Origin of the sequence: Granulicella sp. L56, assembly GCF_009765835.1 — a bacterium.
GTDB lineage: Bacteria > Acidobacteriota > Terriglobia > Terriglobales > Acidobacteriaceae > Edaphobacter.
The window spans coordinates 1,237,427-1,263,431 of the sequence record NZ_LMUS01000006.1; the positions used below are offsets into that span (position 1 = coordinate 1,237,427).

Genomic DNA, 26,005 nt, shown 5'->3' on the forward strand with positions numbered 1-26,005 from the left:
AAGCCCTCCGCCGGAATTATCACACGAGGACAAGCAAGTTAGAACTGGAACCGCGCCGTAAGCTGCATCTGGCGTGGGCCGTTGATCGTCCCTGTCGGCACGCCGAAGGTGTAGTCATAGGGCTGAGTGTCCGGAGTGCTGAAGGTGTGCCGGTTGAAGGCGTTGAGAAGTTCTACCTTCAAGATCAGCAGCGTGCCTTCGGTAATGGGTGTTTTCTTCAGGAAGCTGAAGTCTTCGTTGAGGTACTTGTAGTTTCGAAGCTCGCCGGTGACACGCGGAATGTCTCCGAACTCGAAGTTGCCGTTATCGCACGTCGCACAGGTTCCAGCCTGTACCGCGCGGGTAAGACGATTGTTGCTTTGGTTCTGGCTATAAATGGCCGGCGCCGTCTGGAACTGCGAATAGGCGGCATTGCCGGTATTCGTCAGACCGTTGAATTCGCTATCCACGTTCGGATCAGAACCTATGTTTGGATAATTTGCCCGTAGCTTGCGAAACGGATCGATGTGTCCCTTACGTGCGGGACTCGCGAGGCTCGAACCCGTAACACGAGAGAACGCAATGCAGTTTTGATAGCCAGGAATACCATCGGCGCAACCAAACGACGTTGGCTGACCCGACATATAGCGCTGCACGGCTCCAATCTCAAATCCACTGATCGCCGCCCGTACAAATCCGTTCGTCGAACCCAGGAAGTGTTGTCCCTTCCCGAACGGCAACTGGTAGATGTAGCTGACCACGAACGTGTGCGGGATGTCCTGAACAGACAGCGCCTTGATGCTCTTCGGATTGGAAGGATCCTGCTCCTGGTTGACGCCAGCGTTCGTTCCCGGCAGTGCGGAATCGGCGTTGGTGATCGACTTCGACCAGGTATAGGAAGCCTGCAGGCTGAGACCATGCGAGAAGCGCCGCTCAACGGTTGCGATCAGAGCGTCGTAGGAAGAGTGCCCGACATTCTGCAGGCAGCAGTCTGTCGCAATATAGTCATACTGCGGGAACGGCCGAATTGCCTGGAAGTAGTTCGCCGCCGTGTTGAAGGTCGCATACGGAACTTTGGTTTGCTGCGCCGGAGCACTGGTTGCAAAGCTACGGTTGAGAATGTCACCAAGCCCGAAGGCCGATGGCGAGATATTGTTGACGTTCTCGATGCCCGACTTGAGGTGCGAGGCTGACGAGCCAATATAGCCAATCGTCATGATCAGGTCCTTGGCAAGCTCCTGTTGCACCTGGAGGTTCCACTGGTTGACCTGGGCGGGACGACCGTACGACGGCTTAATATAGTTGCTGAAGTTTTGCGGAGCCGCCGAGTTCCCATTGCTGAACAGACCCGGATCGAGGTTCGGCGCAATCGTATACGGATTGAGCCCGTTGTCGATACGGTAGGAATCGGTGAAGCCATCGCTGTTCTGCTGAAGGGGAAGCGAGTAGCCTGCAATCTCAGAACCGCCGAAGTCGCTGTATTGAAGCGGCGCATACAGGGTTGCAAAGCCGCCGCGAACCGCAAGCTTACCATTCCATCTGGTAGGCGAGTACGCGAAGCCGATGCGCGGAGCGATATCTTTGTACCAGGTATCAGCCCAGCGCGTATTGCAGCCGCCGCAGTTCGTTCCGAACACCAGCGCGCCAGGCAAACCGCTATGCGGATCGATCGCCGTCGGGCTGAAGTTCGAAGTCCTATTGGTCGCTTCTTTACGTGGCTGGTCGATGCTGTAACGAATGCCGATGTTCAGGACAAGGTCGTTGGATGCCTTGAAGTCGTCCTGGGCAAAGGCAGCCGAGTAGCTCGACAGCCAGCGCGGCTGATGCGTCACGATGGTTGCACCTGCCGAGTCAAACAGTCCCAGCAGGAAGCTCGCTCCTCCCAAACCAGTTCCATCCTGGTAGGGGCTTAGCTTGGCTGCCTTCGTCTGGTTGCCGTTGAAGTTGAAGTAGCCATTCTCCGAGTCGTGCGCAATATTCGAGTACTGCTGATAACGGTAGTCGACGCCGAACTTGAAGCTGTTACGCCCCTTCTGCCAGTTCACAGAGTCGTTGAAGCGAAGGCCGTTGTCGATATTGTCGTCATCCTGGTTGCGGCTCAGCGAGACATAGCCGCTGACATTCATGACTGGGAAGCCACGAAAGACGTTGGGAATACCGAGCTGTTTGCCGTAATCGGTCTTTGAGTACGCCGGTTGATTTTCGATCGCTCCATTGATCGAGTTGGAACGGTTGTAGCCCACGTTCAAGTGGTTGAGCAGATTCGCCGTGAAGATATGGTCCCAACCGCCGCGGCCAAAGTGAGTAATGAAGTCCTGCGTCTGAACGTTCGGCGTAACTGGTGCAGGCAGTTGGAAGTTCTGTGGGCTGAAGCGAAAGTTTTCGCGCGTGCTGTACGAGCCGAAGAACTTATCGTTCGATCCGATGGAATGATCGACGCGAACCGTATACGTGGTGTTCGTCAAAGGAGACGAGGTGTTGAGCGTGTAGTTGTTCGCGATGCCCGGCGAGGTCGGCGTCGGATAATACGCCAGGATGTTCTGAGAGACTGGATCGATACGCCCCTGCGGAATGATATTGAGCTGTCCGTTACCGCTCTTGAACGGCAACCGGCACGGAACATTGTTGACGGTTTGCGTGGTATTCGGATCGAAGATCTCCCCGTTATACATGGGGCTGCCATCGCACGGATTGAGGATCGGGTTGCCGTTGTTGTCCAGCTTCACCGAACCTAGCTGATCGCTGAAATCGCCGCCACGCTCGGCCGTAGTTGGAACCGTGCTTGGAATGGGTCCGCCCAGCGTATGCCGGTATTGCTCCCACGAGAAGAAGAAGAAGCTCTTGTCGTGCCCGTTATAGAGGTGCGGAATGACGATCGGTCCGCCCATACTTCCGCCATAGTCGTTCTGCTTATCGTTTCCACGGTTGTACGTGGCTTCGACCGGGTTCCCCTGGCTCTGGTAAAACGCCTTGTAGCCATTGTTAAACCAGTTGTTCGCATTGAGGTCTTCATTGCGGAAGATGTCGAACACGCTGCCATGATAGCTATTGGTTCCGCTCTTGGTAACGAAGTTTTCGATACCGCCCGAGGTGCGGCCAAACTCCGCGGAGGGAGTGTTCGTCGTCACCTTGAACTCAGAGATCGCTTCCACCGAGGGGGCTTCCTCATCGAAGGAGGAGCCATTTTCCGAACGCGTCTGCGAAGCGCCGTCAAGCAAGACCTCATTGCCAAAGTTCTGGCCGCCGCCAATCTTCGAGATAAAGATGCCGTTCGCACTGTTGCCGGTGCCAGGCCCAGCCGTGCCGGGGATCAGGAAGACGAACGCTTCAGGAGACCGCAGCGCACCGACTCCGCCAAGTGCCAGCGGCAGATCGATAATCTGCCTCGTCGAAACCGTGCCGCCAACATCGGAAGACTGCGTTTCGACCATGGACGCATTCGCCGCAACGGTAATCGTGTCGGTCGCCGCTCCAACAGCGAGATGAATGTCGAGTGCGGTAACGCTACCCACTCGAACCACTACGCCAGTATTGACTGACGGACTGAAACCGGATGCCGTCGCCGTCACCGTGTACTGGCCGAGGGTGATGGAGGGAAAGCGATAGCTTCCGCTGCTGGTTGACTTAATGCTGTAGGTCGAACCGGTCGCATCATTCTTGGCGGTAATCTCCGCGTTCACGACCTGCGCGCCTGTGCTATCCAGAACGTTTCCTGACAGTTGACCTTCGTTCGTCTGGGCCATACCAGGATTTGCAGCGAGTACGGTCATCGCTACGACGGCAGCACACCCAAGAAATGCTCGTTTGAATTGAAAAATTTTGCTCACAACCCCTCCAAAAATGTTGCCCATATCGCTTCTTTTCCGAGTCGGCGTTGCCAGAAACAAAATTTTGAAGCGTTTATATTTGTGTCGCCACTTATCGCCAAAAACCGCATTCACACAGTTCAAATTCCCTGTAATCGGTTACAAATTGACAACGCTTCGAATAGTACCCAGCTATTCAAACACTGTCAATCAAAAGTTTGAGATCGATTTCAACCCTATGGAAACTGCCCTCGCCGCTAAAGACCTCACGACGTTCCATGTTTCTGAAAATGAAAACCTTTAAACGTTGAAAGGCCAATTGATGTCGCGAAAAGAGGTACCTCAAAAGTTACTCACGAACCTGACCGCGTTTTGAAAAATCGTCCGCGCCGCCACAAATTCATTCTGCAGCTTCAGTTCAGAGGGGTTTCAGACATGGGACACAGAACGCAATACCAGCGCACTGCCGCCGGAGAGTCAAAAGGCCCGCTTACCTGCGCAGCTGAGGTGCTCTTGCTGACAGTATCTGAAATTTAGTGCTTTCGTCCGCAGCGGCCTTCATGTTTCCGATCCTTTTATAGATTCGAGCCAACAGATAATGCGGATCTGGATAGGTCAGATCCATCTCCGCTGCTTTCGTCAACCATCGTATGCTGACATCGTACTTTGCTTCTTGCTCGGCAGCCTTTCCTGCCAAAAAGAAGTTTCTCGGTTCACGTGGATTTCTCGTTACTGCTTCAGCAGCCGCGGTAAAAGCCTTCTGATTATCGTCGTATCTTAAAAGAAATTCGGCAAGGTCAGCATAGATCACATCATAATGGGGATGATTCTTATAGACGAGAGCAATTCCATCCATATAAGTTTTAACAGTCAAACTTATGTCGCCTTTATTTTCGTAGCATAAGGCGAGACCGTCATAAGCTTTGTAGGTATCGGGGTTCAACTTCAACGCTTCTTGAAATTGCGCCGTCGCTTCCTGAAGACGGAAATCCATATAGTAGATTCTGCCTAGCCAATAATGTGGCTCTGCGTCTTTTGGCGCAAGATGGGCAGCATGCATTAGGGAAGACTCTGCATCAGAATCTTTATTATCAAAATAAAGAGCCTGCCCTTGGGTAATGAATGCCTGAACATTGCCAGGATCATCGGCAAGCAAGAGATGAAGTGAAGCTAATGCGGCATCAGTTTGCTGCGAGAGCAGCTGCGCTTTCGCAAGTTCAAGCAATACCTCTTTACGGTTGGAACAGACAGAGAGAGATTTTTGTAATACTCCTGCGGCTACTGAATAGCTCCCTAGTGAGATGAATTGCTCACTTTGTTTCTGCAAAGAAGCACAAGCATCGCCTATTGCTGGAATATCTGAATGGAGCGTTGTATCAGGGAGTGTTGGAAATTTTCCTTGTGGCACAGATTGTGCTGATAAAGACAACAGTGCGACCTCCATTAATAAAACTAGGAGGACCGCACTGCAAAAATACTTCATCAGAATTTAATTCTCGCCGATAGTTGGATTACGCGAGGCTGGTAGAAGTATGAATCCGAATCAATATTTTGCTGGTCTGTTCCTGGGCTAATGATCTGACCAAATTGCGGACTGTTGATATCTCCAACAGGGTCGCCGAGTCCAGCTCTGTTGAATAGATTGACTGCATCTACACGGAGCTGGAACGAGCGCTGTTCGCCCAGGCTAAAATTCTTTTGCAAGCTCACATTTTCATCAGCCAGTCCCGGGCCAAATGCTCCCATGGCTGATTTCACGTTTCCATTGGACAATGCGACATTGTTGCAGGGAGTGCCGACAGGTACAAGACTGCAAGTTGTCTGCACATGGGTAAAGCCAGCGGGGTTCAAATATTGCGGACCAGAAGGCGCCGACTCGTTAATTTGACCAGGGCCCCTGAGCTTGGTTGGCGCACCGGTATAGTTTGGGGTCGTTGTAGAAAACGTTCCATTGCTTACACTGCTGTCGCTGACCTGCAGTACGTCTCCGGACTGATAGATAAGGTTCGCACTGAGCGTCCATCCTCCTGCAATCCAATCAACCGGCCCATGGAGTGCAAAGGGACGCCCTTTACCAAACGGTAGATCATAGAGCGTGGTTAGCTTGAACTGCTGGGGTACATCCAGCCCAATGGCAAGCGCCTTTTCCGCACGCAGATTATTGACATCCCGTGGAGCAATGTAAGTGTAGTTGCTGTTGGCGTTTGTCAGGATTTTTTCCCATGTATACGCCGCGACGACACTCAACCCCGGATGGACGGTGCGAGTGATCGTTGCCTGGAGGGAATCATATCTCGACCATCCGTTATGTGATTCAAATTGGCTGACACTCCCTCCGTTATATTGAGGGAACGGAGCTATGGCCTGCTGCACGAGATAGCTGCTGGTAAATCCAGCATATGGCGCAGGAATTTCGGGATGGAGTGAAAGCGGATCGAGCAGCGCATCTCCATACTTGCTCAGATCGCCAATCGGCAACTGGTTCAGTTGATCAGTTCCATATGCCCAGATGCGCTTCGTTGTATTGCCGACATAGTTCATCTCGGCCACCGTCTTATGGCCAAGATCGTATTGGAAACCAAAGGTATAGTTCACGACATACTGAGCGTGAGATCCGTTTGGATTGATTACCTGCGGAGAACCCTGATTATTCAACTGGGTAGGATCGTAGTTTGGCAGAGTACCGGCGAATGACGGGAACGGCGTGCTGAGAGTGGTGACGGCCATACTGGGATCGGGTGTCGGGTTTGTTCCCTGGTTCACTTGTATGAGCCCGCTGTAGCCCTGAGTTGACGGAGTGGCTTCGTAGCTGAACGAAGGACTTCCGGCCGGAGCTTGAGAGTTCACTCCAACTCCGCCCCTCCATACCAATCGTGGACTGGCAGAATATACAAAACCTAAACGCGGAAGAATATATCCCCAATCTGTTTTTCCGAAGCCCTTGCGCCCAAGCTGGCTGGCAAACTGCAATGCACCGGGAAGATCTCCAGCACCCGGATTAGGAGTTGCAGGGTTCATGGTCGTGATCTTTCCATGTACTTCATAAAAAGCGCCGATGACCTCCCAGCGCAGGCCTGCATTGATCGTCAAGTGCGAGTTCAATCTCCAGTTGTCCTGGACAAAAGTTCCTATTTCGCGCCGGCGAAAACCCTCAGATCCGTTATAAACATTAGATGCTTCACTGCTTACCTGGCCGAGCAGGAAACTACCAAAGCCATTACCGGTGTAATTTTTTGCGGGAAGACCATCATCAGTCTGGGCGCTGGAAAAACTAAAGCCCGGAACAGAGTTAAGGTTTGTTTGATTTTGGTTGTAGTATCGCCATTCCGTTCCAATCTGCAACTGGTGTTTTCCATGGCTGATGGAGAGTGTGTCGACAAAAATCGTGCTCTGGAAAACTGAACCGCTACCGATTGCACCATTGCCAAAGGTCTGCTCACTGCCAAGCGCGGTGCCGCTTGAGCCTATACCGATGGTCGGAAATCCTATGGGGCTAATGTTTTGGACTCCAAGTGTTGATCCCCAGTTCTGGCTCGAAAATGGAGTCGTATATTTGTTGGTGAAGCGGTTGAACCCGACTCCAAAATGGTTAACGAATGTCGGAGAGATGGTCCAGTAGTCATTGGCACGAACCAGCTTGCCGGGATTGTCCTGGGTGTCCCACGAGTCCAGTGGATTTGTACCGGGAGTCGAGAAAGCCCCTCCTGAACCGTTACTTCTGGTGCGGTTTACGGTTGTGTAAAGGAAGTCCACCCTCTGCGCGTTTCCTATGTTCTGATCGATCTTGAACGTGTAGTCGTCCTGATTGAACACAGGCTGATTGCTTGCATAGGATGCAAGATTGCTGGTAACTCTTCCATTCACAAAATTCGTTGGAAATTTGAGTTTCAAGTAGTTTGCCGCTACTGCATCAAAGCGGCTCGTCGGAATTTTGTTATCGGCAAACGGTTCACGCACCAACCCGCCGCTAACTGCCCTAAGTCCAGTTAGAGGATCGATCTGTCCGGCTTGCAAGATACGTTGAGTATTTGGATCATAGATCTGCCCATAAATTACAGGACGCCCCAGCGCATCGACAACAGGGCTTGTGCCGTTTGTAGCAGGCTGACCGGATTTTGAATCTCCTGTCTGAGCCGGATCGAGAAACCCAGATAGATCGCCACCGAGCATGGCCGGAGTAGGCATGGTCGTCAAGCCAGCGATCACAAAGTTATTCTTTCGGGTCCCTTCATAGGAGACGAAGAAAAAGGTCTTATTCCTGCCGTCATACAACTTCGGGATAAAAATCGGTCCGCCAATTGTGCCGCCGAAGTTATTCAGACGCTGCTTCGGGCGTGGCGTGCCGTTGTAATTACTATCGTAGCTGTTTGCATTCAGTGCTTCGTTCTGGAAGTACTCGTAGAGCGAGCCGTGCAGCTTGTTTCCGCCTGCTTTTACGCTGTAATTCGTAACTGCCGTTCCACCGCCATTGTATTCCGCACTCATTGCGCCAGTCTGCAGATTGAAGTCGCCAATCGCATCGAGGCTCGGTGCAAGTTCTGCGGTATCGGGGCTACCCATTGATATGCCGTCGAGATATACCTCGTTGGTAAGGTTCTGACCTCCGTTGATGGAACCGACGTATGTTTCGCCAGTGGTTCCTGGAAGGCTCTTGAAGAGATAGTCCTGCAACTGACGCTCTCCATCACCCGTCACCGGGACCGGCAATGTCTCCAGCGTCTCAGCGGAAGCATAATGGCTCAACTGGGAGGTACCGCTTTCTAACAACTGCGCATCGGTGGAGACCTCGACAGTCTCAGTGGCGCCCACTTCGAGTTTCAAGTCAACCGTCAGAAGCTGGGCTACGCGTAGCGAGACATCGGTAATCGCATTTGGACTAAACCCAGCATGGGTTGCGGCGATCTTATAGAGACCTGGAGGCAGTGCAGGGAATGTGTAATTCCCTGATCCCGTAGTAATTGTGGTCTTGGATACGTTCGTGGCAAGTTCAGTTGCCACAACTGTAGCACCAGGAATAACTGCTCCCGACGCATCCTTTACAACTCCATTCAGAGCCCCTGACGATCCTTGTTGAGCGAAAGCAGCACCGATAAAAATCAAAGGCACTGACACTAAGAGTAAAAAATGTTTGAACATCGCTTGCCTCCAAAAAATTCCATCTTGTCCACTGGCTGGGGCACTTTCTGATCGAAGTCTCCCGAAGATCCAGTGCGAATCGCTTCTTCTCGTTTCAGTAGTGAATTCTGAAATTGCTAAAAGACTAGCAAGTGCAAACAATAACATAACAAAACACACTAATAGAAATAAAAATAATAGTAATAAGCACAATTATTACTATCTATACTTGCTCTAATGAAATGAAGGACTTAAGCCGTGCGGGGTGAGAACCGCCCGTCCAGCGACAACGATTCCCCCGAAAGAAGATGAGAAAGGGTACGGTTTGCCTTCATCCATCAGAATGCGATAGCGGTTCCATGGATGGAAGCCTGCGGTTGCTAAGCATGGATATATTGCAGGGAGGCGCAGGTCTCCCGCGGCTTATCTTATGTCCAGTTTTCCAGGCTAATTCTGAGCGCTATTTCTCGGCGCTGCTCACATCATTGAATGCACATTCCTGATCGGCCGCCTTCCACACCTTGAATGTTCCGGCAGATGCATCCCAGTCCCGAATAGGAGCCGTCACTGCATCTGCGAGCTTTTTCGCAGCCAAACGATCTCCCGCAAAGCTGAGCGCAAGTCCGCTATACCGATTGATCAATCGATATTGAGCCGTTACAACACGCGTATCTTTGCCCGCATCAATACGCTCGAAGTACCACTGCTGGCGTGACATCTCTGTCGGACCGTGAGCCGACGATATGAGAGATGACAGCTTCACCTTTGCGCCCCAGGCACGGCCCGCGTTGCCACCGGCGACACCGAGATATTTCTTCCCATGCCGAATATTGAAGAACCCGGCATCTCCGGGGACAGCGACAAACTCCCAGGAGTCCCCCTGACTTGATGCGGCTGACCGGTGTGAATCGGCATGAACGATCGAGTAGGCGTGAGACTCATTTTCTAGTCCGGCTGCATTGGAGAAATAGACTGGCGGCGTAGCGTTAGAGCTAAGAGAAACAGCTATTTTTATGTATTCAGAATCGTTCTTCGGATTGCTGCAATTGATGGAGCAGTAGGCGAGAAATGTACTGCCAATCGTCTTGCTTGAGGTAAGGTTCCCGGAATCGACAAGCCACCGATACCACGATGCGTTCCTGTAGGGCACGCTGCCTGCATAGGTCCACTTCTGGGTGGCTAGATTGTCGGAGACATAAAAAGACATCCTATCGGTAAAGTCGTCAAAGTCTCCGGACTTGACCAGGAGATCACGGTCTTCTGCGAAGGCGATGTACTTTCCGAGATAGACATTCCATGACACGCTCGCGGTGTGCAGTGTGCTGTTACTGTACTTCGCCAACTCTGCCGCAGTCTGCTTCGAAGTCGGCTGAACGAAGGTCTGGCTTATCGTCGGATCGTTGTCACCACCAATGCTACTTGCGAGAGAACTCGCAGTGTCCCCTGTCTTGCATGGCACAGGCCCGGACGGATCGCACGTCCAGTCAATGCCCGGTAACCTGCTCCAGCTTCCGTTATAGTACTTCTCCCATGACGCGGGGGCCATTTTGTCTCGTATCCGAGCTCTCGATACATGCTCCCATTCGTGCCCGCTGAACCCCTTTCCAGAGGGTTTCATGATCCGGCTGTTGTAGAAGAGATAAAAGTATCCACTGCCGGTATCCACCACCAGGCGGGGATCACCTTCTCCGTAATCGTAGTACGCGTCCTTCTTATTGGCCGCTCCATAGGGAGAAGTGGCAATGGGCCCCCGCAGAGTCCAGGTCTTCCCATGGTCCTTTGAGATCGCATAGGAGATTACATCGATTCGTGGGATATTCGGATACAACTCGTTGTGCACCACACCGTACCAATCACCCGAATCGGGATCAACCCACACCCCCACCAGGTCACAGAAGTTCCCATCCGCATACCCACCGTGCCCCGGCGTGATGCCGGGAACGCTGTAGAGCTTTCGATACACGGGACTGCCGGATTCGCAAAGCAACTGAGTATCGAACTGCGAGTTGATCTTCGACAACTTTAGCTTCGGATCGTGCGCATCTTTCCCGGTGTAAAGCTCCCAGACATGGTTCGCGGGAACCTTGTCATATTGGCTATCGGCATTCTGAAGAAAGAACTGACCATTGCTGTCGAGGAAGAGGAAATTCGGCGTATCCGAGGAGATGGCTGACTTCACCACATCCCCTCTCTGCGTAAACCGCATTGTCTGCGAAGTCGTCGTACTTACGGTGAAATCGGTATGGGCCGTCATAGCCTTGTAGGACCCTGCGGGCTCCTGCTGTGCTAAGAGGCGTACGATTCCTCCTCCGGTAATAGTAAGAACATCATGGGACAAGATTGCCGGCCCACCAAGAACGGTGTAGGTCACAGCACCTGAACTCGGCGAAATAGCGGAGATCTGAAACGGAGCATCTCCCAACGTATGTGGAGCAATTGGAGTGAAGGTCAGAGTCGCAACTTCGGCGGCAAGTGGTCTGGAGCCGGCGCATATAGACGCAATCAGTAGACAAGCGAGTAAGAGGCGCAATTTCATTTAGCGATTTCTCCGGTTCTCTTCTTTGGTCAAAAAGGCGCTCAACGACTATATGTCACTGGCGACACCTCTCTGCAACCCATGCCATCCCACTGAAAAGCACGATGCAAAGCGCAATAATGGTCCGCCGTATCGAAAACACGGACGGGTTTCTGAAGTCCCTTTCCCTCAGAGCAACGACGGAACGTAATCATTCGCAAGTACTTCTCCCAAATAATCAACTATTCCGCTTCATTTAGTTTTGTTTTATTCCCAATATCACTGAATTATTAGCATCTAACAATCTTTTATCAACCAAAAGCATTTTTATATTTCTACTTTTTGCTTTTACAATCTATCCCAAAGCTACTACCCACAAGACCAACCTTATCAGCCATTTACTCTGATTCCAGACCAGTTAGCTGCCTTGCTAGGCAGCCCTGAAAAGACCGGCGGCAGTCCGATCCAGGTCTCTCGCTCCAAAGGAGTCAAATGTTTGCATGACTGGATTCAATCTGTGCTCCGTTTGAGCGATGGTGCCCGGCAGACCCGTTGATGGATTTCGACATCCTTGGGCACTCGGAGGTGAAGATACCCTTGACACATACTGTCACACAGAAGTAAGCGCCTTCCGAGAACCACTGCACGATGTAGCCGCCCAGTTGTTACCGGATGTTATGAAGTCAGCTTTTCGGCCTGAACCGTGTACTGATGAGAAAGGATTTGGAGCCGATGAGCGGAGTTGAACCGCTGACCTACTGATTACGAATCAGTTGCTCTACCAACTGAGCTACATCGGCCTGCCTCATCCATTCTAGCGGCACATCCCCTGTACCGCCAAATCAAAGCTGAACCTCTATTGCATCGGAACAAATTTTCCGTCGCAGCCGAAGCCCGCCTCGCCCGCCGCAACGCCCTTGAATGGCACAACCTTGATCGTTGTCCCGCTAAAATCGAGGTTTGTTCCGCGCGGTCCCAGCGTCACCGTAGCAAACCGCCCATGTACCTGAGCTGGCGTAATCCCCTCTACCCGTACGCCGTCCAGCGTAACCTCCGACGTATGAGTATCGTCCAACCCCGCCAGTAACACATCGCCCGGCGTGGTATCCACCACATTGCGAATCGCAATCGCCTTGTAGTTCGGAATCCGGTCGCCCACATACTTAGGGTCGACAAATCCCTCCGTCGTCTGGTTCGTGTAATACGGGCTAATCGCAATCGGGTTAGCGACGCCTTTCATACAAATGTTTTGATAGACCAGATCATGCACCAATCCGCCCCGCGTTACATTGCTCTTGATGCGGATCCCGCTGGTCGTATGGTCCTCCGTCAGACCATCCACCAGCAAGTAGCTGTCTCCCGTATAGGTTTCACTACCAATCGACATTCCGTGACCGTCGTAAAAGTGGTTGCCGAGCACGCTCATGTGCGTAACCCCGGTCTTGATCGCAATATTGTCGTCGCCATTGTCGATCCAGCTATGCGCGATCGTGATATTCGTGGAACTCCCCGGATCGATCCCATCCGTGTTCCGCGCATCCATTCCCTTCGTCGTCGGCGTCTGCAAGTGCACGTCCCACGCGGTAAATCCATTCGTCCCGTTGACGCTCACATGATAGTTCGTCGAGTTGTGCAGCGTGATCCGGTACAGGATCAATCCATCCGCATGGCTGGCCACAATCATGCGCGGGTTAAAGTAGCGCTCGTTTTTCGGCTCTGCCTTCCGAGCCATCTCCCACCAGCTATAGTCTTTCCCCAGAATCTTCGCGTATCCCCGCCCATCGATCACGCCATTGCCCATAATGCCAACATCGTTTGCATCCATCACGCTGATGAATGGCCGACAGCCGCCGCGTACTTTTAGCTGACGCTGCGGTGCGGGAAAAACCGCAGGCACTCCCGGCGCAATCGTCCCGCACAACCCGGAAGTCACGCCTTCGCCCTTCATCTCATACAGCTTTGCATCGCGCGAACCGAACAGTGTCACGCCTTCATCCACCAACAACGTCACGCCCGTACGCATCTCCAGCGGCCCGCTCAAAAAAGCATTGTTCCCGCTCGACGGCTTCAGCTCCACCGCCATCCCCGGCTTGCATGTATCCAGTGCTGACTGAATGCGCTCCGTATCCAGCTTGCCCTCATCGGCCACGTTCAGCATATTGCCCATCGCTCGCAACTGCGCCGGCAACTGCACACACGAATCCGGAATCTTCGGCTCCGTCACCTGCCGCGTATCCTGCGCGTCGGCGGATAAGCCCATCAAAATAAAAACTCCAACGCACATCACAGCAAAACCGGAGTACATTTTTTCCCATCGCAAAATCATGTGGTCCACCCTCTGCGAGCCCATTCTGCCAAACTAGCACACGCACTCAGTGCAGGTCACAGCACACCAGAGCACGAAGCTCTCTCAGAATCGTCACGCTCTTCTCACCACACATAACGGACTCGATATCACCCATCAGTAGTACATCGGAAAAGCGAAGAGGCCACCCGGCAACAGGGTGGCCTCTTCTTTAGGGAGAATAGTTCCAACGGAGGCAAAGCCATCAGAACTTTCTGGCGAAATACTAAGTTTGCCAAAATCAGGTGTCAAGGCTTAAAGATCATCAGCATAAGTCGTTATTTAGTAATTAGTTACGGGGGTTACTTCCCATACAACACAGCATACCATATTCGCTTTATATTCGCCTAACATGGTCTAACCAATGATCGAAGCACTCTCAAATCAGCCGCTTAGCCTCGCGCCTGCACCATCCCCGGTGCAGCGTCGCTATCCCTGCGAGGTGGGAGGCTGCCCTTCGAGATGGATCTTCTCCGACCGTCCGCTCAGATCGATCCGCAGGAACTCAGGCTCCGTCGCCGCGGGCTTACCCTGCATCACCCGGATCGCAGCCCTTCCAAACCCCAGGAACAGCCCCAGGATCACCGCAGCCAGCGCCAGCAGGCCCGACAAAATGGCAATGCTGGTCAACAGGCTCACCGTCTTGTGGATCTCGCTCCTGAACTCCGGTGGCGGGGTCTTGTTCAGTGTCAGGATAGCCTGCATGTGAACCCCCTCGACCATCTGCTGTGCCGCCTCCGGGCTCCACGCTCCGGTCGTCATCGCCACCAGCGGCCCCTCGCGCCGCAGCTTCACCGTTCCCGCTGCCGCGCCCTGGCGATTCATCTCCGCCACGATCTCCCGCCCATGATCTCCCGCGATCTGCGGCGTCGGATACAGCAGCAGCGTCAACAAACCTTGCCCCTTGTACTTCGCCATCACCGCTTCCGCGCTCTTATCGAAGCCGACGATACCTCCCGGCAGCACGCCGCCCATCGCCTGATAGCCCACCGGCCCCAGCGCATACCGTAGCGTCTCCAGCTCTAACCCCTTGGTCGGCAGCAGCGTCGGCAGCAGAGGAAGCTGCGCCTTCGTGCCTCCGATCTTCGGCAGCGCCGTCTCCAGTCCGCGCAGATCGTTCACCACCGGAGCAACGGCCTTGCTCGCATCGGCGACCACCACCGTCGTACCGCTCAGGAAGATATAGTCTTCTCCCGAAGCCGCCATCACAGCGCCAACCTTGCCCTCTTTCGCCACGATCAGCCGCGACTCAGGCTTGCGCAAAAATGTAAACGCACTCGCCGCGCCCGTCGCGTCGACAAACTGGTAGGCCGCCACCGCCAGCGCACCCGTTTTATTCGAGCGATGATAGGTCATCTGGCTGTCCCGGCTCAGGCCATCCTCTTTCAACACGGCCGCCGTCACTCCCTCTGGCGCGCAGCCAGAACAGTCAGGCGCTGCCCCATCAGTCTGCCACGGCCCAAACTGCGCCGGCAACAGCGGAGTAGGAGGCTCGACCAGCATCGTCTTTGTGCTCTGCCCAAAAGCTGCGGGCACCCCCCCCACGAGGCACAACAACACGACGCGATGCGCCGCCCTTCGAAGCTTGAACTCAATCCTATTGACCATGAAGCATCTGCCCCTGCTATCGGTCAGACTACACCAGAGCCACTTCGTAAGCGAAGCCTCCATGCCCCCGGAGGCGGTGGCAAAGCACGTCATCTCGACCGGAGCGAAGCCTCTCTCAGTTTTATCGCGAGAGGCGCGTCGAAGGACCTGCGGTTCGTTCGAAGCACCAAAACTCCTGCAAGCTGAACGCGCTCCCGTGCTTGCGTTCGTCAGGAATCTTCATATAATTGGCAGCGCCTCAATTTACCGCAAAAAATTGTTGCCAGCCTCATAAAACAAACGTTTGTCTCAACAGTATTTCAGCTCAACGCTCAATCATTCGGAGGCAACTTCTTTTGCAAACCAGCACGCTGTACTTCCGCACTCCCCTGATCGTCGCTCTCGTGGCCACCACCTTCTCAGCATTCGCAGCCAGCCACCAAAAGACCTACAAGGGAATGCCCTATCAGGACGATCACTTCCACGGAGTCCAAAGCATTCCCGGCCGCGTCCAATGCGCTTTCTACGATCGCGGCGGCGAAGGCGTCGCCTATCACGATACCGACGCCAAAAATCTGGGCAGCGGAACTCTCAACCCAGCCGACGGAAGTTACCTGCACCAGTTCCGCATGGACGAAGGCGTAGACACCTCCTACACCAAGTTCCACAACCTCCAGCATCAGCCCGAGGTAATCGACAACAGCCCCTATGACCTCGTGCAGCCTACCGAAGACCAGCTCTACGTCGGATGGACCGAGCCCGGCGAATGGTTCAACATCACCGTGCAGGTCGCCCACGCAGGCCTTTACAGCGCCGACCTCTTCTACACCTCCAACCGCGGCGGAGCGATCTCAATCGATGTCAATGGACAACCCGCCAGCGGCCCCCTGAACATCACATCCACCTTCAACGCCGCCGATCCGATCGCATGGCGTCAGTGGCACCACTGGAATCTCGCCCCCGCCATCACGAAGCTCAAGCTCCCGGCAGGAAAGAGCGTCCTCACCATCCACATCCTCAAGGGCGGCAACATGAACCTCGCCTACTTCGACTTCAAACAAATTCACTGAGGTCAGAGTGTCCTTCATATCGCACCGCAAAACTTAAATGCTCTACTGCGGAACAAAAGCACGTCATCTCGACCGGAGCGAAGCGCAGTGGAGAGACCCCTGTATTTGCTTGCCACCCCAAACACCAACACCCTACTTCGTACTAGCCCGCTCCACCGGCAGCTTCACGCCGCTCAGACCAGCCTCGTATCTCGCCACGCCGCGATACAAACTCTCCGCCACCCGCTCGCGATACGCCGGCTCTTCCAGCTCCCGCGCGTCATTCGGATTCGTCACAAACGAGATCTCCGCCAGAATCGAAGGCATATTCGCGCCAATCAGCACCACAAACGGAGCCTTCTTCACTCCGCGGTCCTTCAACCCCTCATTGCCCTTCTCCAGACCGCCATACAGACTCTCCTGCACGTCCGTTGCAAACTCCCGCGACTCTGCAATCTTGTCCTTCAGGGCAATCTTCTTCACCAGATCGCTCAACTGGTGGATCGACTGGTCCGAGACCGCGTTCTCTCTCGCCGCCACTTCGAGCGCATCCAACTGGGTCGTAAAGTTCAGGTAGTACGTCTCCACACCGCGCGCGCTCTCATCCCGCGAAGAGTTCGCATGGATCGACAAAAACAGATCCGCCTGTGCTTTGTTCGCAATCGCCGTCCGCGTCTCCAGCGGAATGAACGTATCGTCCGACCGCGTATAGATGATCTCCGCGCCCAGCCGTTCATGCAGCAGCTTGCCCAACCGCAGCGCCACATCCAGCACGACGTCCTTCTCTTCGATCCCGCCATACCCCAGCGTGCCCGAGTCGTGCCCGCCATGCCCTGCGTCGATCACGATGCGCCCAATCTTCAGCCCCAGCGCCCGTACCAGCGAAGTCTCCCCATCCGCCGTCGGCACCGCCGCCCGCGCCGGAAGGGCCCCGGCAACCTCGGCCTTGCTCCTCTTCGTCCTCCGCGTCGGGCTCACAGTATTATCCGGCCGCGCTTCAGCTGCCCCTGAATCCGGGTCCGTCACCACAGCAGAGATCGGCTGCGAGGTCGGCCTGTGCGTCGCCTCCACCCTCCCCGGCTGATCGCTCAACGAAGCCACTTCCACGAGGCTGTTCGACTTCGCCTCCACCGTATTCGGCACCGGCCGCGCCGTCGTCGCCTTCGTCACCACCGCAGTCTCCGGCGGAGCCGAAGCCGTCCTTGCCACCTCCGTCACCGCACCCTGCTCCCCGCTTCCTCCATGAATGTCAATAATCAGGCGATAAGGATTCGGCAGCAAAAACGCCGAATACTCCGTCACATGATTCACATCCAGCACCACCCGCGTCATGTCGTTGGTGAACTGCGCTGCGCGGACGCGCTTCAAAAAACCGTCATCCGTCACCGTAAAGCTCTTCCCCACCAACTGCTGCGCCAGCCGCGTGCCATGCAGATCGAAGTAGATGCGATCAGGATTCGGCACCCTCGCCGCCTCATACGTCACGTCATCGCCCAGATCAATCGCCACCCGCGTATAGTTTGGCGTCGACCAGTGCCGAATCCCGGTCACCTGCGCCAGCCCATGCCTCTTCTCCGCCGCTACATGTGTCGGACCAGCCTCCTCACCGACAACTGCTGTAACAGCCGCCTCTTTCACTGGAATTGCAGCCGGAGCTGGAGCATCCACCACATTCCGCGCCACCGTCTTCCGCGTCGTCACCTGCATCGGGGCAAACGAACCGGCATCCGCGCTTCTGCCAGTCACAGCAGCCTGCTCCACGCCCTTCTGATCTTTCGCCCCTCGCGGCTGCTTCCTAAGCCCTATCCCCTGATCCCTGCCATTCAAAGAAGCCAAACCAGCCCGAGCCTCTTCCGCCTGCTCGCTCTTCGGATAATCCTTCATCAGCAGCGCATACTGCGTCCGCGCCCCGTCCGAATCATGCAGATCGTTCTCATAGATCTGCGCCTCGGCCAGCAGCGCTCCCACCCGCAGCGAACTCCCCGGATACTGCTTCCGCAAAAACTCATACTGCCCCACCGCATCCTGCAGCGCCTTCGCATCATGCGACCCGCGCCCCTGCTCCGTCAGCAACTCGGCTACGGCATTCACCGCGGCGGCGGCATAGGTATCTCCCGGCGTCTCGTGATAGATCGTGCGAAACCCATCCATCGCCTGCGCATACTCCGCCTTGGTCCGCGCTCCCGTCGGAATCGACTCCAGCTTCTCCCGCCCCTGCATCGCCTGCTGCCACGGCGTCAGCTCCACCCGGCGATGCACCGCCTTCCGAGTCTTAGCCGAAGCCCCCTGCACCATCGCGCAGCAGCAAAGCGCCACCACGCAACCCCCACACAACCACCGCTGCTTCCGTATCCTCAGGCCCATCATCTCTCTAAAGTTTAAGAGAGCAAGCCCCCCAGCGCGTGTGAAAAGAACGGCAGTACTCCCCGCGATACCCCCACAAAAGCCGCAGTCGTTTAAAGATTTCCGATTAGACCTTATACATCCACTCATCGGTTTGGCCGCTGATGTTCACCCCAAGCAATCTACGTGCAGGCATACTTGCATACAGGAGAGTGACCATGAACCGCAAGAAGTTATGGATAGCAGTGGCAGGCTGCGTTTTGTTCTCAGGTATGGCACAGGCGCAGGCGACAAACACTTTGACACCGCAGGAGAAGCAGGACGGATGGCAGTTGCTGTTTAACGGTCAAGACCTGAAGGGATGGCACTCGTACCTCCAGAAGGGAACGGGCACGGACTGGTCGGTGGTCGATGGTTCAATCCAATTGAAGAAGACCAACCAGGATCCGCCAGCCGACTTTGCGGACATCGTGACGGACGGAGAATATACGAACTTCGATCTCAAGCTCGAGTGGAAGGCACGCCCCTGCATCGACAGCGGCGTGATGTTCTACGTGCATGAATCGCCCGAGTACAAGGCCACCTACGATACGGGGATCGAGATGCAGATCGCGGACCTGGCTTGCACCGTTCAGGACAGCCGCATCCTGATGGAGCGCTCTGGCGATATCTTCGACATGATCTCGGACAAGATTGAATGGGTCAAAGACGCAGGGGAGTGGAACCAGTTTGAGATCATCGCGAACAACGGGCACCTGCAACTGTTTCAGAACGGACACCAGGTGATCGAAACCCAGTTGTGGGACGACAACTGGAATCGGTTAATAGCGGGAACGAAGTTCGCCCGGATGCCGGGATACAGCAAGTACCACACCGGACACATCTCGCTCCAGGGTACCGAGCCGAAAGGCGAACCAGGAGAGAAGATCTGGTTTCGGAACATCAAAATCAAGAAGCTGTAGATCGGCAGTGCCATGCTATTCGTTACCGCCAGGTCTGGCCCCGATCTCGATTAGCACATAATCGCCAATTCACTGATTGAAGGTCAATGAGTGACACATACGCTGCATGGTAAGTAGAAATACCCTAAACACAAGGGCCGCTTGAATGAGCGGCCCTTGTCCTGAATTACTGCGACCGAGCTTACTCGCGCTCAGACCGCTTCCAGTTAGTCAGGTCGTCAAGCGTGGGGCGGTAATTATCAGGTTAATGCCTATTCGGCTTTGCCAAAGAGAAGTCCATTACGAAAGGGCCCAGCCGGAACGGTCTTGCCGCCGTATAAACGGTGCCGCCTGAGGGCAATTTTTCGCAACCATCTTCGGCCCGTCCCATTCGATCTTCTGGCCAGTGCGCAAGGACACGCATCCCAGCAGCATGATCTCCGTGAGACGTGCGCCGACGTCAAAGCGCGAGTAGCACATCTCCGGCTTGTTTTCCTTGATGGCAGTGAGCCACTCCTGCGCATGGGCAACAACGAGATTTCCCGGATGAGGGTTGCGAGGAATCCGCTCCGGATAGTGCGCCATCGCCGGGTGTTCGAGATAGTGGGTGAACTTTTCTTCACCCTTCAGCTTGATGAAGAAATTCGTCCCATAGTCGTCCGGTAAAAAGACTGTGCCTCCGTCGCCGATCAGCAGGCAACCGCTATCGGGAATCTTGCCCTGCAGCGCGAGGATGTCGGCAGTCAGCTCCACCGGCGGCTTGTTGGTCAGGTCATGGCCGCCACGAAGCGCCGGATCAGGTTGCCCGCCGTCGTACCAGAAGAGAGTCACTGCATCGTGCTCAATCGTTCTGTCATGGTGGAACAGATGCGGATGCTCGAGGGGAATGTGGCCCTTGCGCTTGGGAAAAGCGAAGCGGATTTTGGAGCCGACGGGATACGATTCCTTGTTTATCTTTCCGAAAGGCATCGCTTCAATCTCCGTCGGGTAAGCGAGATCTAAAGCGCGAAACGGCACATTGACCGTGTGGCATGCCATGTCGCCCAGCGCACCGGTGCCGAAATCCTGCCAACCACGCCAGTTAAACGGCTCGTAAATTCCATCTCGATCCTTTGGGTTCCGACTGCCGATATAGGGCCGCATGGGAGCAGGGCCAATCCACATATCCCAATCTAATGTCGCAGGAACCGGGTCTTGTCCAGCCGGACGCTCCATTGCCTGCTGCCAAATGGGGCGGTTCGTCCAGACGTGAACCTCATGCACTTGTCCGATGAGTCCGTCCTGGATCGTCTCCACCGCGCGGCGCAGACCGTCCGAGGCGCTGCCCTGATTGCCCATCTGCGTAACAAGTTTTTTCTCGTGGGCCATCTTCCGCAGATAGCGCGCCTCATAGATCGTTTGCGTCAGCGGCTTCTGGCAAAATACGGCCTTCTTCCTCTTCATCGCCATCGACACTGCGATCGCATGCATATGGTCCGGCGTCGAAACTGTCACCGCATCGATCCGGTCGCCCATCTGGTCCAGCATCTGCCGAAAATCGTTGTAAAACTTGGCGCTGGGATATTTTTTCGTCTGGGTCTCATAAGCCGTGGAACCTGAATCCACATCGCACAACGCGACGATGTTCTCGCTGGCGCAGGCATCCGTGTCGCTCCGGCCTTTGCCGCCGATCCCGATGCAGGCGATGTTCAACTTGCTATTGAGGTTCTGCCCGCGCAAAAGTGCAGGTGCGCCAAACGCGAGCACCCCGGCAGCCAGAGAAGTAGTTTTGATAAATTCACGGCGGTCGACACGCGAGAGTTCGGCGGTCTCACCAGTTTTCAGAGAGGGCAGTTTTTCGGATGGTTTGGACACGCGCCCATGATACATTGCCCAGCGCTGACGCCAGCCTTTCAAGGCCCTCTCCTTGCGGTCAGCCCTTCCAAAACCCAGAGTTACCCAAAGACTTCTTAAAGCAAAAGGGCCGTCCCTAAGGACGGCCCCTCCATATTTACTGCGACTGAGCTTACTCGCGCTCAGACCGCTTCCAGTTGATCAGATCGCCCAGCGTCGTGCTGCTGCTCGACGAGGAGGAAGAAGAAGACGAACCCGAGTTGTTGCCCTTCGGCGACTTCTCGCGCTCCTTGTAGCTCTCCACCTCGGCGCGGCTGGCTTCTTCGCCAACTGCCCGAATGCTGAGACCGACCTTCTTCTCTTCCTGATTCATCTTGACGATCTTGAACTCGTGCTCCGAGTCCACATCCATCGACACCGGCTGGTGATTCGCATCGACCGCCTCGGAGACGTGGCACAGGCCCTCGACTCCTTCCGCAATCTCAACGAAGGCACCAAACTGCGCCGTGCGCAGAATCTTGCCCTTGATGACGTCGCCAATCCGGTGCTGCGCGAAGAACGTGTCCCACACATCCGGCTGAAGCTGCTTGACGCCCAGCGACAAGCGGCGGTTCTCGGGCTCAACGCCCAGAACGATCGCCTTCACCTTCTCGCCCTTCTTCAGTACCTCCGAAGGATGCTTGATGCGCTTGGTCCAGCTCAGGTTCGAGACATGCACCAGGCCATCGATTCCATCTTCGATCTCGATGAACGCGCCGAAGTCGGTCAGGTTGCGAACACGGCCCTCGATGATGGCGCCGGTCGGATACTTGTCCTCCAACTGCTCCCAGGGATTGTCCTGCAACTGCTTCATGCCCAGCGAGATGCGGCGGTCGTTCGGGTTCACGCTCAGAATGATCGTGTCTACCTCATCGCCCGGCTTCACCATCTTCGACGGATGCTTCATCCGCTTACTCCATGTCATCTCAGACACGTGAACCAGACCCTCGATGCCCTGCTCCAGCTCGACAAACGCGCCGTAGTCGGTGACAGAGAGCACGCGGCCGCGAACCTGCGCCCCAATCGGGTAGCGCTCAATCGCGTCCAGCCACGGGTCAGGCGTCAACTGCTTGAAGCCCAGCGAAACCCGCTGCTTGTCCTTGTCGAACTTCAGCACCTTCACCTGGATCTCGTCGCCGACGTTCACCAGGTCACGCGGATGCGTCAACCGGCCCCAGCTCATGTCGGTGATGTGCAGCAGGCCATCAAGGCCGCCCATATCCACGAACGCGCCGTAGTCGGTCAGGTTCTTGACCGTTCCGGTCAGAACGCTTCCCTCTTCCAGAGTCGACAGCGTAACCGACTTCTTGGCATTCTGGTCTTCTTCGAGCAGTTCCTTCCGGCTGATGACAACATTGCCGCGCTTCTTGTTCAGCTTAATGACGCGGACTTCGATCTCGGTGCCGATGTAGCCGTCCAAATTGCGGACGGGGCGAACCTCGACCTGCGATCCCGGCAGAAACGCCTTGATGCCGATGTCCACGGTCAGACCGCCCTTGACGCGGCTGAGGACCATGCCCTTGACGGGGGTCTTCTCGTTGGCGGCAAGCTCCAGCTTGTCCCAGACTTTATGGCGCAACGCCTTCTCGTAGCTGACGAGATAGCCGCCCTCAGCCTCTTCACGCTCAACCACAACCTCAACGGTGTCGCCAACCTGGAACTTCGGTGCGCCATTAATATCCAGCACCTGAGCCAGAGGAATCAAACCTTCAGACTTGAGCCCGATATCAATAACGACATGCTTGTCCGTCAGCTTGAGGACGGTTCCGGTGACGATGACCTCTTCGGCGGTCATGTTCTGAGCGGCAGCGGCATCAGCAGCCTGCTCGCGGTCAAAACTTGCCAGCGCAGCCGCGAAATCGGCGGCATCGTAGTTCAGGTCGTCATCAGCGGACTCTTCGCCTGCGGCAGCCGTAACGGTTGCAACGTGGCCAGATTCCGCGCTCTCGTGAGCAGAGGCTTCATTGCTCGGGGCGGCGTCATGACCAGCAGTTTCAGGGGCAGACTCATGCTGTTGGGTTGAGGTGGATTCGGAAGACAGGTCGGCGTGTGCCGCTGTCGCTTCGGGCGCTAGGGTTTCCAGTTCGGTGGTCAGGGGTTTGCTCTCGGTGTGTTCAGGATTATGGTCGTCTACCATGATGAATGCGGACTCCGGGATCCAAGGATCCATTCCATCGCGGGCGGCGCTTGTTTCGGGAGCAATCAGCAATCCAAGAAGGACGCTGGTTGGTTCTGAATCCCCGGTACAGCTTCGGCAGGTAGGAATGAACTACTTCTAGCAGAGGAGCGGCTGCACTTGGGTCCCACACGCAGTGGCTCACCTAAAAGCATAGAACTTTGAGTGCCATACGTCAACCAATGCCCTCTCCAGAAGCACTAAATCCGCAAACCGGCTACGAATTTTAATAATCGACCACGGATGGACGCGGACCGAAGCTTAACACCGATCTACACCGATGCCACCGATTTAAAACGATAAGAACTGATCCTCTCGACCCCGCCAATCAAAACCCCGCAAAACACACGTCATCTCGACCGGAGGCGGCGTTTTTGCCGCCGCAGTGGAGAGACCCCTGTATTTCGCACTTGTCGTTGCCCTTTTTTGATCGGTGGCATCGGTGTAGATCGGTGTTAAGCCTTTATCCGTGTTGATCCGCGTCCATCCGTGGTCGGCCCTTAAGTGGCGTCGTTATACTCCCTTCTATGGACCGTCTCTGGACCCCCTGGCGCTACAACTACATCACCCGGGCCGACGAACAAGCCCGCACCGGCGTTCCTCCCGCGCTCTCCGGCTGGCCCGCCACCGAAGACAAGCACTGCGTCTTCTGCAACATGATCGCCGCCACCGACTACGCCATCGCCCACGGTATGCCCCAGGAAGCCGCCGAGAAGGCCGCCCACATCATCCATCGCGGCACTCACTGCTTTGTCTGCCTCAACGCCTACCCTTACGGCACCGGCCACGTCCTCATCCTGCCCTACCTGCACGTCAACTCGCTCGCCGCCCTTCCGCCCGTGCCCGCGCAGGAGATGATCTTCACCGCCCAGCAGATCGAGCGCTGCCTCCGCCAGGTCTACCGCCCCGACGGCCTCAACCTCGGCATGAACCTCGGCGAGTCCGCCGGAGCCGGCGTCGCCAACCACATCCATCTCCACGCTCTTCCACGCTGGAGCGGCGACACCAACTTCATGACCGTTGTGGCCGAGACCCGTGTTCTGCCCGAGACGCTTGACGTCACCTGGGCAAAGCTCCGCGAAGCCTTTTCCACAGGTACAACTTCCGCACCAAAGTAATCATCCTATCTCTCATACGACGGCGAAAACCTTCGCCATTCGAGGGTACAATGTCCATCCTTCATACCTCCCCTGCCTATTTGAGGGCGGACTCTGCGATGACCAACAAACATCGTGGAAGTTTTACCCCTCAATCCCGTCCCTATCTCATCAACGGCCAAAGACGTAAGTCAGCAGCATCGGTACAGCAATGCCTCGCCCTCTTCCCCCACGAGTCGGAAGACGCGCGGCTCACCGGATGTACCCGTTCGCTTTATCGCCGTCTTCTGGCGCTCAATCTTCCCGGCTCTCTAACCCGCATCCAGGCAAATTCGGGAACCATCCTGGTCATCGACACGAAGATAGCCTGAGCGATCACTCCTTGAAATTAAATGGAAAGGCCCTGCCATGCAGCAGGGCCTTTTTCTGTGCTCTTCTTCCCCTAATCTTCATTTCAAATCAGAAGCAGGCTGAACCACAGCGGCAGTAGGGGGCCGCGCATCGGCGGTCTCTCCCTCGCGCCGGTGTCGATGCTCACGCGTGGCCTCGAAGCTCGTAATCTTCCACTGCCCCGTCGGCAGGTGCCGGTAAATCCTGGTATAGCGATACATTCCCTGCATCGAAACCCCGTCATTGGTGCCCTCGACCTCCGCCCGCGAGGTCACAATGGCGACGGCGTCCACCAGCTTCACCTTCCTGTCGCTCAACTCGATCTTGGTCAGCACCATCCGGCGGTCGGTCACCCGGCTCAGTTGCTGCGCCTTGGTATCTACTTCGCCCGTCATCGAGATTCCCACATAGTCATCGGAGAGCATCTTGCCCATCGTCACGGTGTCGCCCGCAAGCTGCGCCACCCGCCACTGCTCTTCGAGGGCCTCCACCTGCTCTTTCGCGTCGTGTTTTTTCTCATGCGACACAGGACCGGCAAGCGCTCGCTGTCCCGTCACCACAACGGAGGCGACCGCGAGTGCAGCCATGAACGTGATCAGACTGCGGCGAATTGGTTGACTATAGAACGTCATAATGCGTACCGGATGGTAGACCGCTTCACGCCAAGAGTCAAAATAACTTTCGTCACATCCTTCAGATACCCTGAATTCCATAGAATTCATACTCTTCCCCGCAATCTTCAAGGGCGCATCCTGACAATTGCCGAGCGCTACAGAAGTTAGACTCCTGCA

14 protein-coding genes and 1 tRNA gene are annotated in these 26,005 nt (G+C 55.3%); 4 read left to right on the plus strand and 11 right to left on the minus strand.

Annotation, left to right across the window (positions count from 1 at the left end; genetic code table 11):
* Positions 1-38: 38 nt before the first annotated feature.
* The 7 genes from GSQ81_RS13115 to GSQ81_RS13145 form a co-directional block, all read right to left on the minus strand.
* A complete protein-coding gene (locus tag GSQ81_RS13115) occupies positions 39-3,806 on the minus strand; it encodes a TonB-dependent receptor (RefSeq protein ID WP_158911160.1) in 3,768 nt (1,255 codons plus the stop codon).
* 469 nt (positions 3,807-4,275) lie between these two features.
* Positions 4,276-5,214, minus strand: a complete 939-nt coding sequence (locus GSQ81_RS13120) for a lipopolysaccharide assembly protein LapB (protein ID WP_158911161.1) — start codon at positions 5,212-5,214, stop codon at positions 4,276-4,278.
* 53 nt (positions 5,215-5,267) lie between these two features.
* Positions 5,268-8,921, minus strand: coding sequence for a TonB-dependent receptor (locus tag GSQ81_RS13125; RefSeq protein WP_158911162.1), 3,654 nt, complete (start codon positions 8,919-8,921; stop codon positions 5,268-5,270).
* Positions 8,922-9,360: 439 nt separating this feature from the next.
* Positions 9,361-11,436, minus strand: a complete 2,076-nt coding sequence (locus tag GSQ81_RS13130; RefSeq protein WP_158911163.1) for a hypothetical protein — start codon at positions 11,434-11,436, stop codon at positions 9,361-9,363.
* Between the two features lie 703 nt (positions 11,437-12,139).
* Positions 12,140-12,215 (minus strand) — tRNA-Thr (locus tag GSQ81_RS13135).
* A gap of 56 nt (positions 12,216-12,271) precedes the next feature.
* Positions 12,272-13,675, minus strand: coding sequence for a glycoside hydrolase family 28 protein (locus tag GSQ81_RS13140; RefSeq protein ID WP_254060172.1), 1,404 nt, complete (start codon positions 13,673-13,675; stop codon positions 12,272-12,274).
* Between the two features lie 513 nt (positions 13,676-14,188).
* The gene (locus tag GSQ81_RS13145; RefSeq protein WP_158911165.1) at positions 14,189-15,367 is read right to left on the minus strand and encodes a DUF6599 family protein; all 1,179 of its coding nucleotides are present in this window, start codon (positions 15,365-15,367) and stop codon (positions 14,189-14,191) included.
* Between the two features lie 335 nt (positions 15,368-15,702).
* On the opposite strand from GSQ81_RS13145, the gene GSQ81_RS13150 reads away from it, so the two are divergent.
* Positions 15,703-16,416, plus strand: a complete 714-nt coding sequence (locus GSQ81_RS13150) for a hypothetical protein (RefSeq protein ID WP_254060173.1) — start codon at positions 15,703-15,705, stop codon at positions 16,414-16,416.
* A 132-nt stretch (positions 16,417-16,548) separates the two neighbouring features.
* Here the strand turns inward: GSQ81_RS13150 and GSQ81_RS20235 are convergent, their stop codons facing one another.
* Positions 16,549-18,762 carry an N-acetylmuramoyl-L-alanine amidase gene (locus tag GSQ81_RS20235; RefSeq protein WP_256369677.1) on the minus strand — a complete coding sequence of 738 codons (2,214 nt, stop codon included), beginning with the start codon at positions 18,760-18,762 and terminating at the stop codon, positions 16,549-16,551.
* Positions 18,763-18,956: 194 nt separating this feature from the next.
* Here GSQ81_RS20235 and GSQ81_RS13160 point away from each other — a divergent pair, with 194 nt between their 5' ends.
* Positions 18,957-19,700 carry a DUF1080 domain-containing protein gene (locus tag GSQ81_RS13160; RefSeq protein ID WP_216846430.1) on the plus strand — a complete coding sequence of 248 codons (744 nt, stop codon included), beginning with the start codon at positions 18,957-18,959 and terminating at the stop codon, positions 19,698-19,700.
* Between the two features lie 279 nt (positions 19,701-19,979).
* On the opposite strand, the gene GSQ81_RS13165 is transcribed toward GSQ81_RS13160, so the two are convergent.
* Both GSQ81_RS13165 and GSQ81_RS13170 read right to left on the minus strand, forming a co-directional pair.
* Positions 19,980-21,575 (minus strand): Gfo/Idh/MocA family protein, encoded by a 1,596-nt coding sequence (locus tag GSQ81_RS13165; RefSeq protein ID WP_254060174.1) that lies wholly within the window; start codon positions 21,573-21,575, stop codon positions 19,980-19,982.
* Positions 21,576-21,684: 109 nt separating this feature from the next.
* Positions 21,685-23,688: a 30S ribosomal protein S1 gene (locus tag GSQ81_RS13170; protein ID WP_158911167.1), complete on the minus strand. Its 2,004-nt coding sequence runs from the start codon at positions 23,686-23,688 to the stop codon at positions 21,685-21,687.
* Between the two features lie 566 nt (positions 23,689-24,254).
* Here GSQ81_RS13170 and GSQ81_RS13175 point away from each other — a divergent pair.
* Positions 24,255-24,845: an HIT domain-containing protein gene (locus GSQ81_RS13175; RefSeq protein WP_158911168.1), complete on the plus strand. Its 591-nt coding sequence runs from the start codon at positions 24,255-24,257 to the stop codon at positions 24,843-24,845.
* Between the two features lie 98 nt (positions 24,846-24,943).
* Positions 24,944-25,195 carry a hypothetical protein gene (locus GSQ81_RS13180; protein WP_216846431.1) on the plus strand — a complete coding sequence of 84 codons (252 nt, stop codon included), beginning with the start codon at positions 24,944-24,946 and terminating at the stop codon, positions 25,193-25,195.
* 78 nt (positions 25,196-25,273) lie between these two features.
* On the opposite strand, the gene GSQ81_RS13185 is transcribed toward GSQ81_RS13180, so the two are convergent.
* The gene (locus tag GSQ81_RS13185; RefSeq protein ID WP_158911170.1) at positions 25,274-25,801 is read right to left on the minus strand and encodes a nuclear transport factor 2 family protein; all 528 of its coding nucleotides are present in this window, start codon (positions 25,799-25,801) and stop codon (positions 25,274-25,276) included.
* Positions 25,802-26,005: the final 204 nt, after the last annotated feature.

Excerpts from the sequence above, each read along its gene's own strand:
- GSQ81_RS13125 (WP_158911162.1), bottom strand. The coding sequence starts at position 8,921 with ATGTTCAAACATTTTTTACTCTTAGTGTCAGTGCCTTTGATTTTTATC.
- GSQ81_RS13130 (WP_158911163.1), bottom strand. The coding sequence starts at position 11,436 with ATGAAATTGCGCCTCTTACTCGCTTGTCTACTGATTGCGTCTATATGC.
- GSQ81_RS13140 (WP_254060172.1), bottom strand. The coding sequence starts at position 13,675 with ATGGGCTTATCCGCCGACGCGCAGGATACGCGGCAGGTGACGGAGCCG.
- GSQ81_RS13145 (WP_158911165.1), bottom strand. The coding sequence starts at position 15,367 with ATGGTCAATAGGATTGAGTTCAAGCTTCGAAGGGCGGCGCATCGCGTC.
- GSQ81_RS20235 (WP_256369677.1), bottom strand. The coding sequence starts at position 18,762 with ATGATGGGCCTGAGGATACGGAAGCAGCGGTGGTTGTGTGGGGGTTGC.
- GSQ81_RS13160 (WP_216846430.1), top strand. The coding sequence starts at position 18,957 with ATGAACCGCAAGAAGTTATGGATAGCAGTGGCAGGCTGCGTTTTGTTC.
- GSQ81_RS13170 (WP_158911167.1), bottom strand. The coding sequence starts at position 23,688 with ATGGTAGACGACCATAATCCTGAACACACCGAGAGCAAACCCCTGACC.
- GSQ81_RS13175 (WP_158911168.1), top strand. The coding sequence starts at position 24,255 with ATGGACCGTCTCTGGACCCCCTGGCGCTACAACTACATCACCCGGGCC.
- GSQ81_RS13180 (WP_216846431.1), top strand. The coding sequence starts at position 24,944 with ATGACCAACAAACATCGTGGAAGTTTTACCCCTCAATCCCGTCCCTAT.
- GSQ81_RS13185 (WP_158911170.1), bottom strand. The coding sequence starts at position 25,801 with ATGGCTGCACTCGCGGTCGCCTCCGTTGTGGTGACGGGACAGCGAGCG.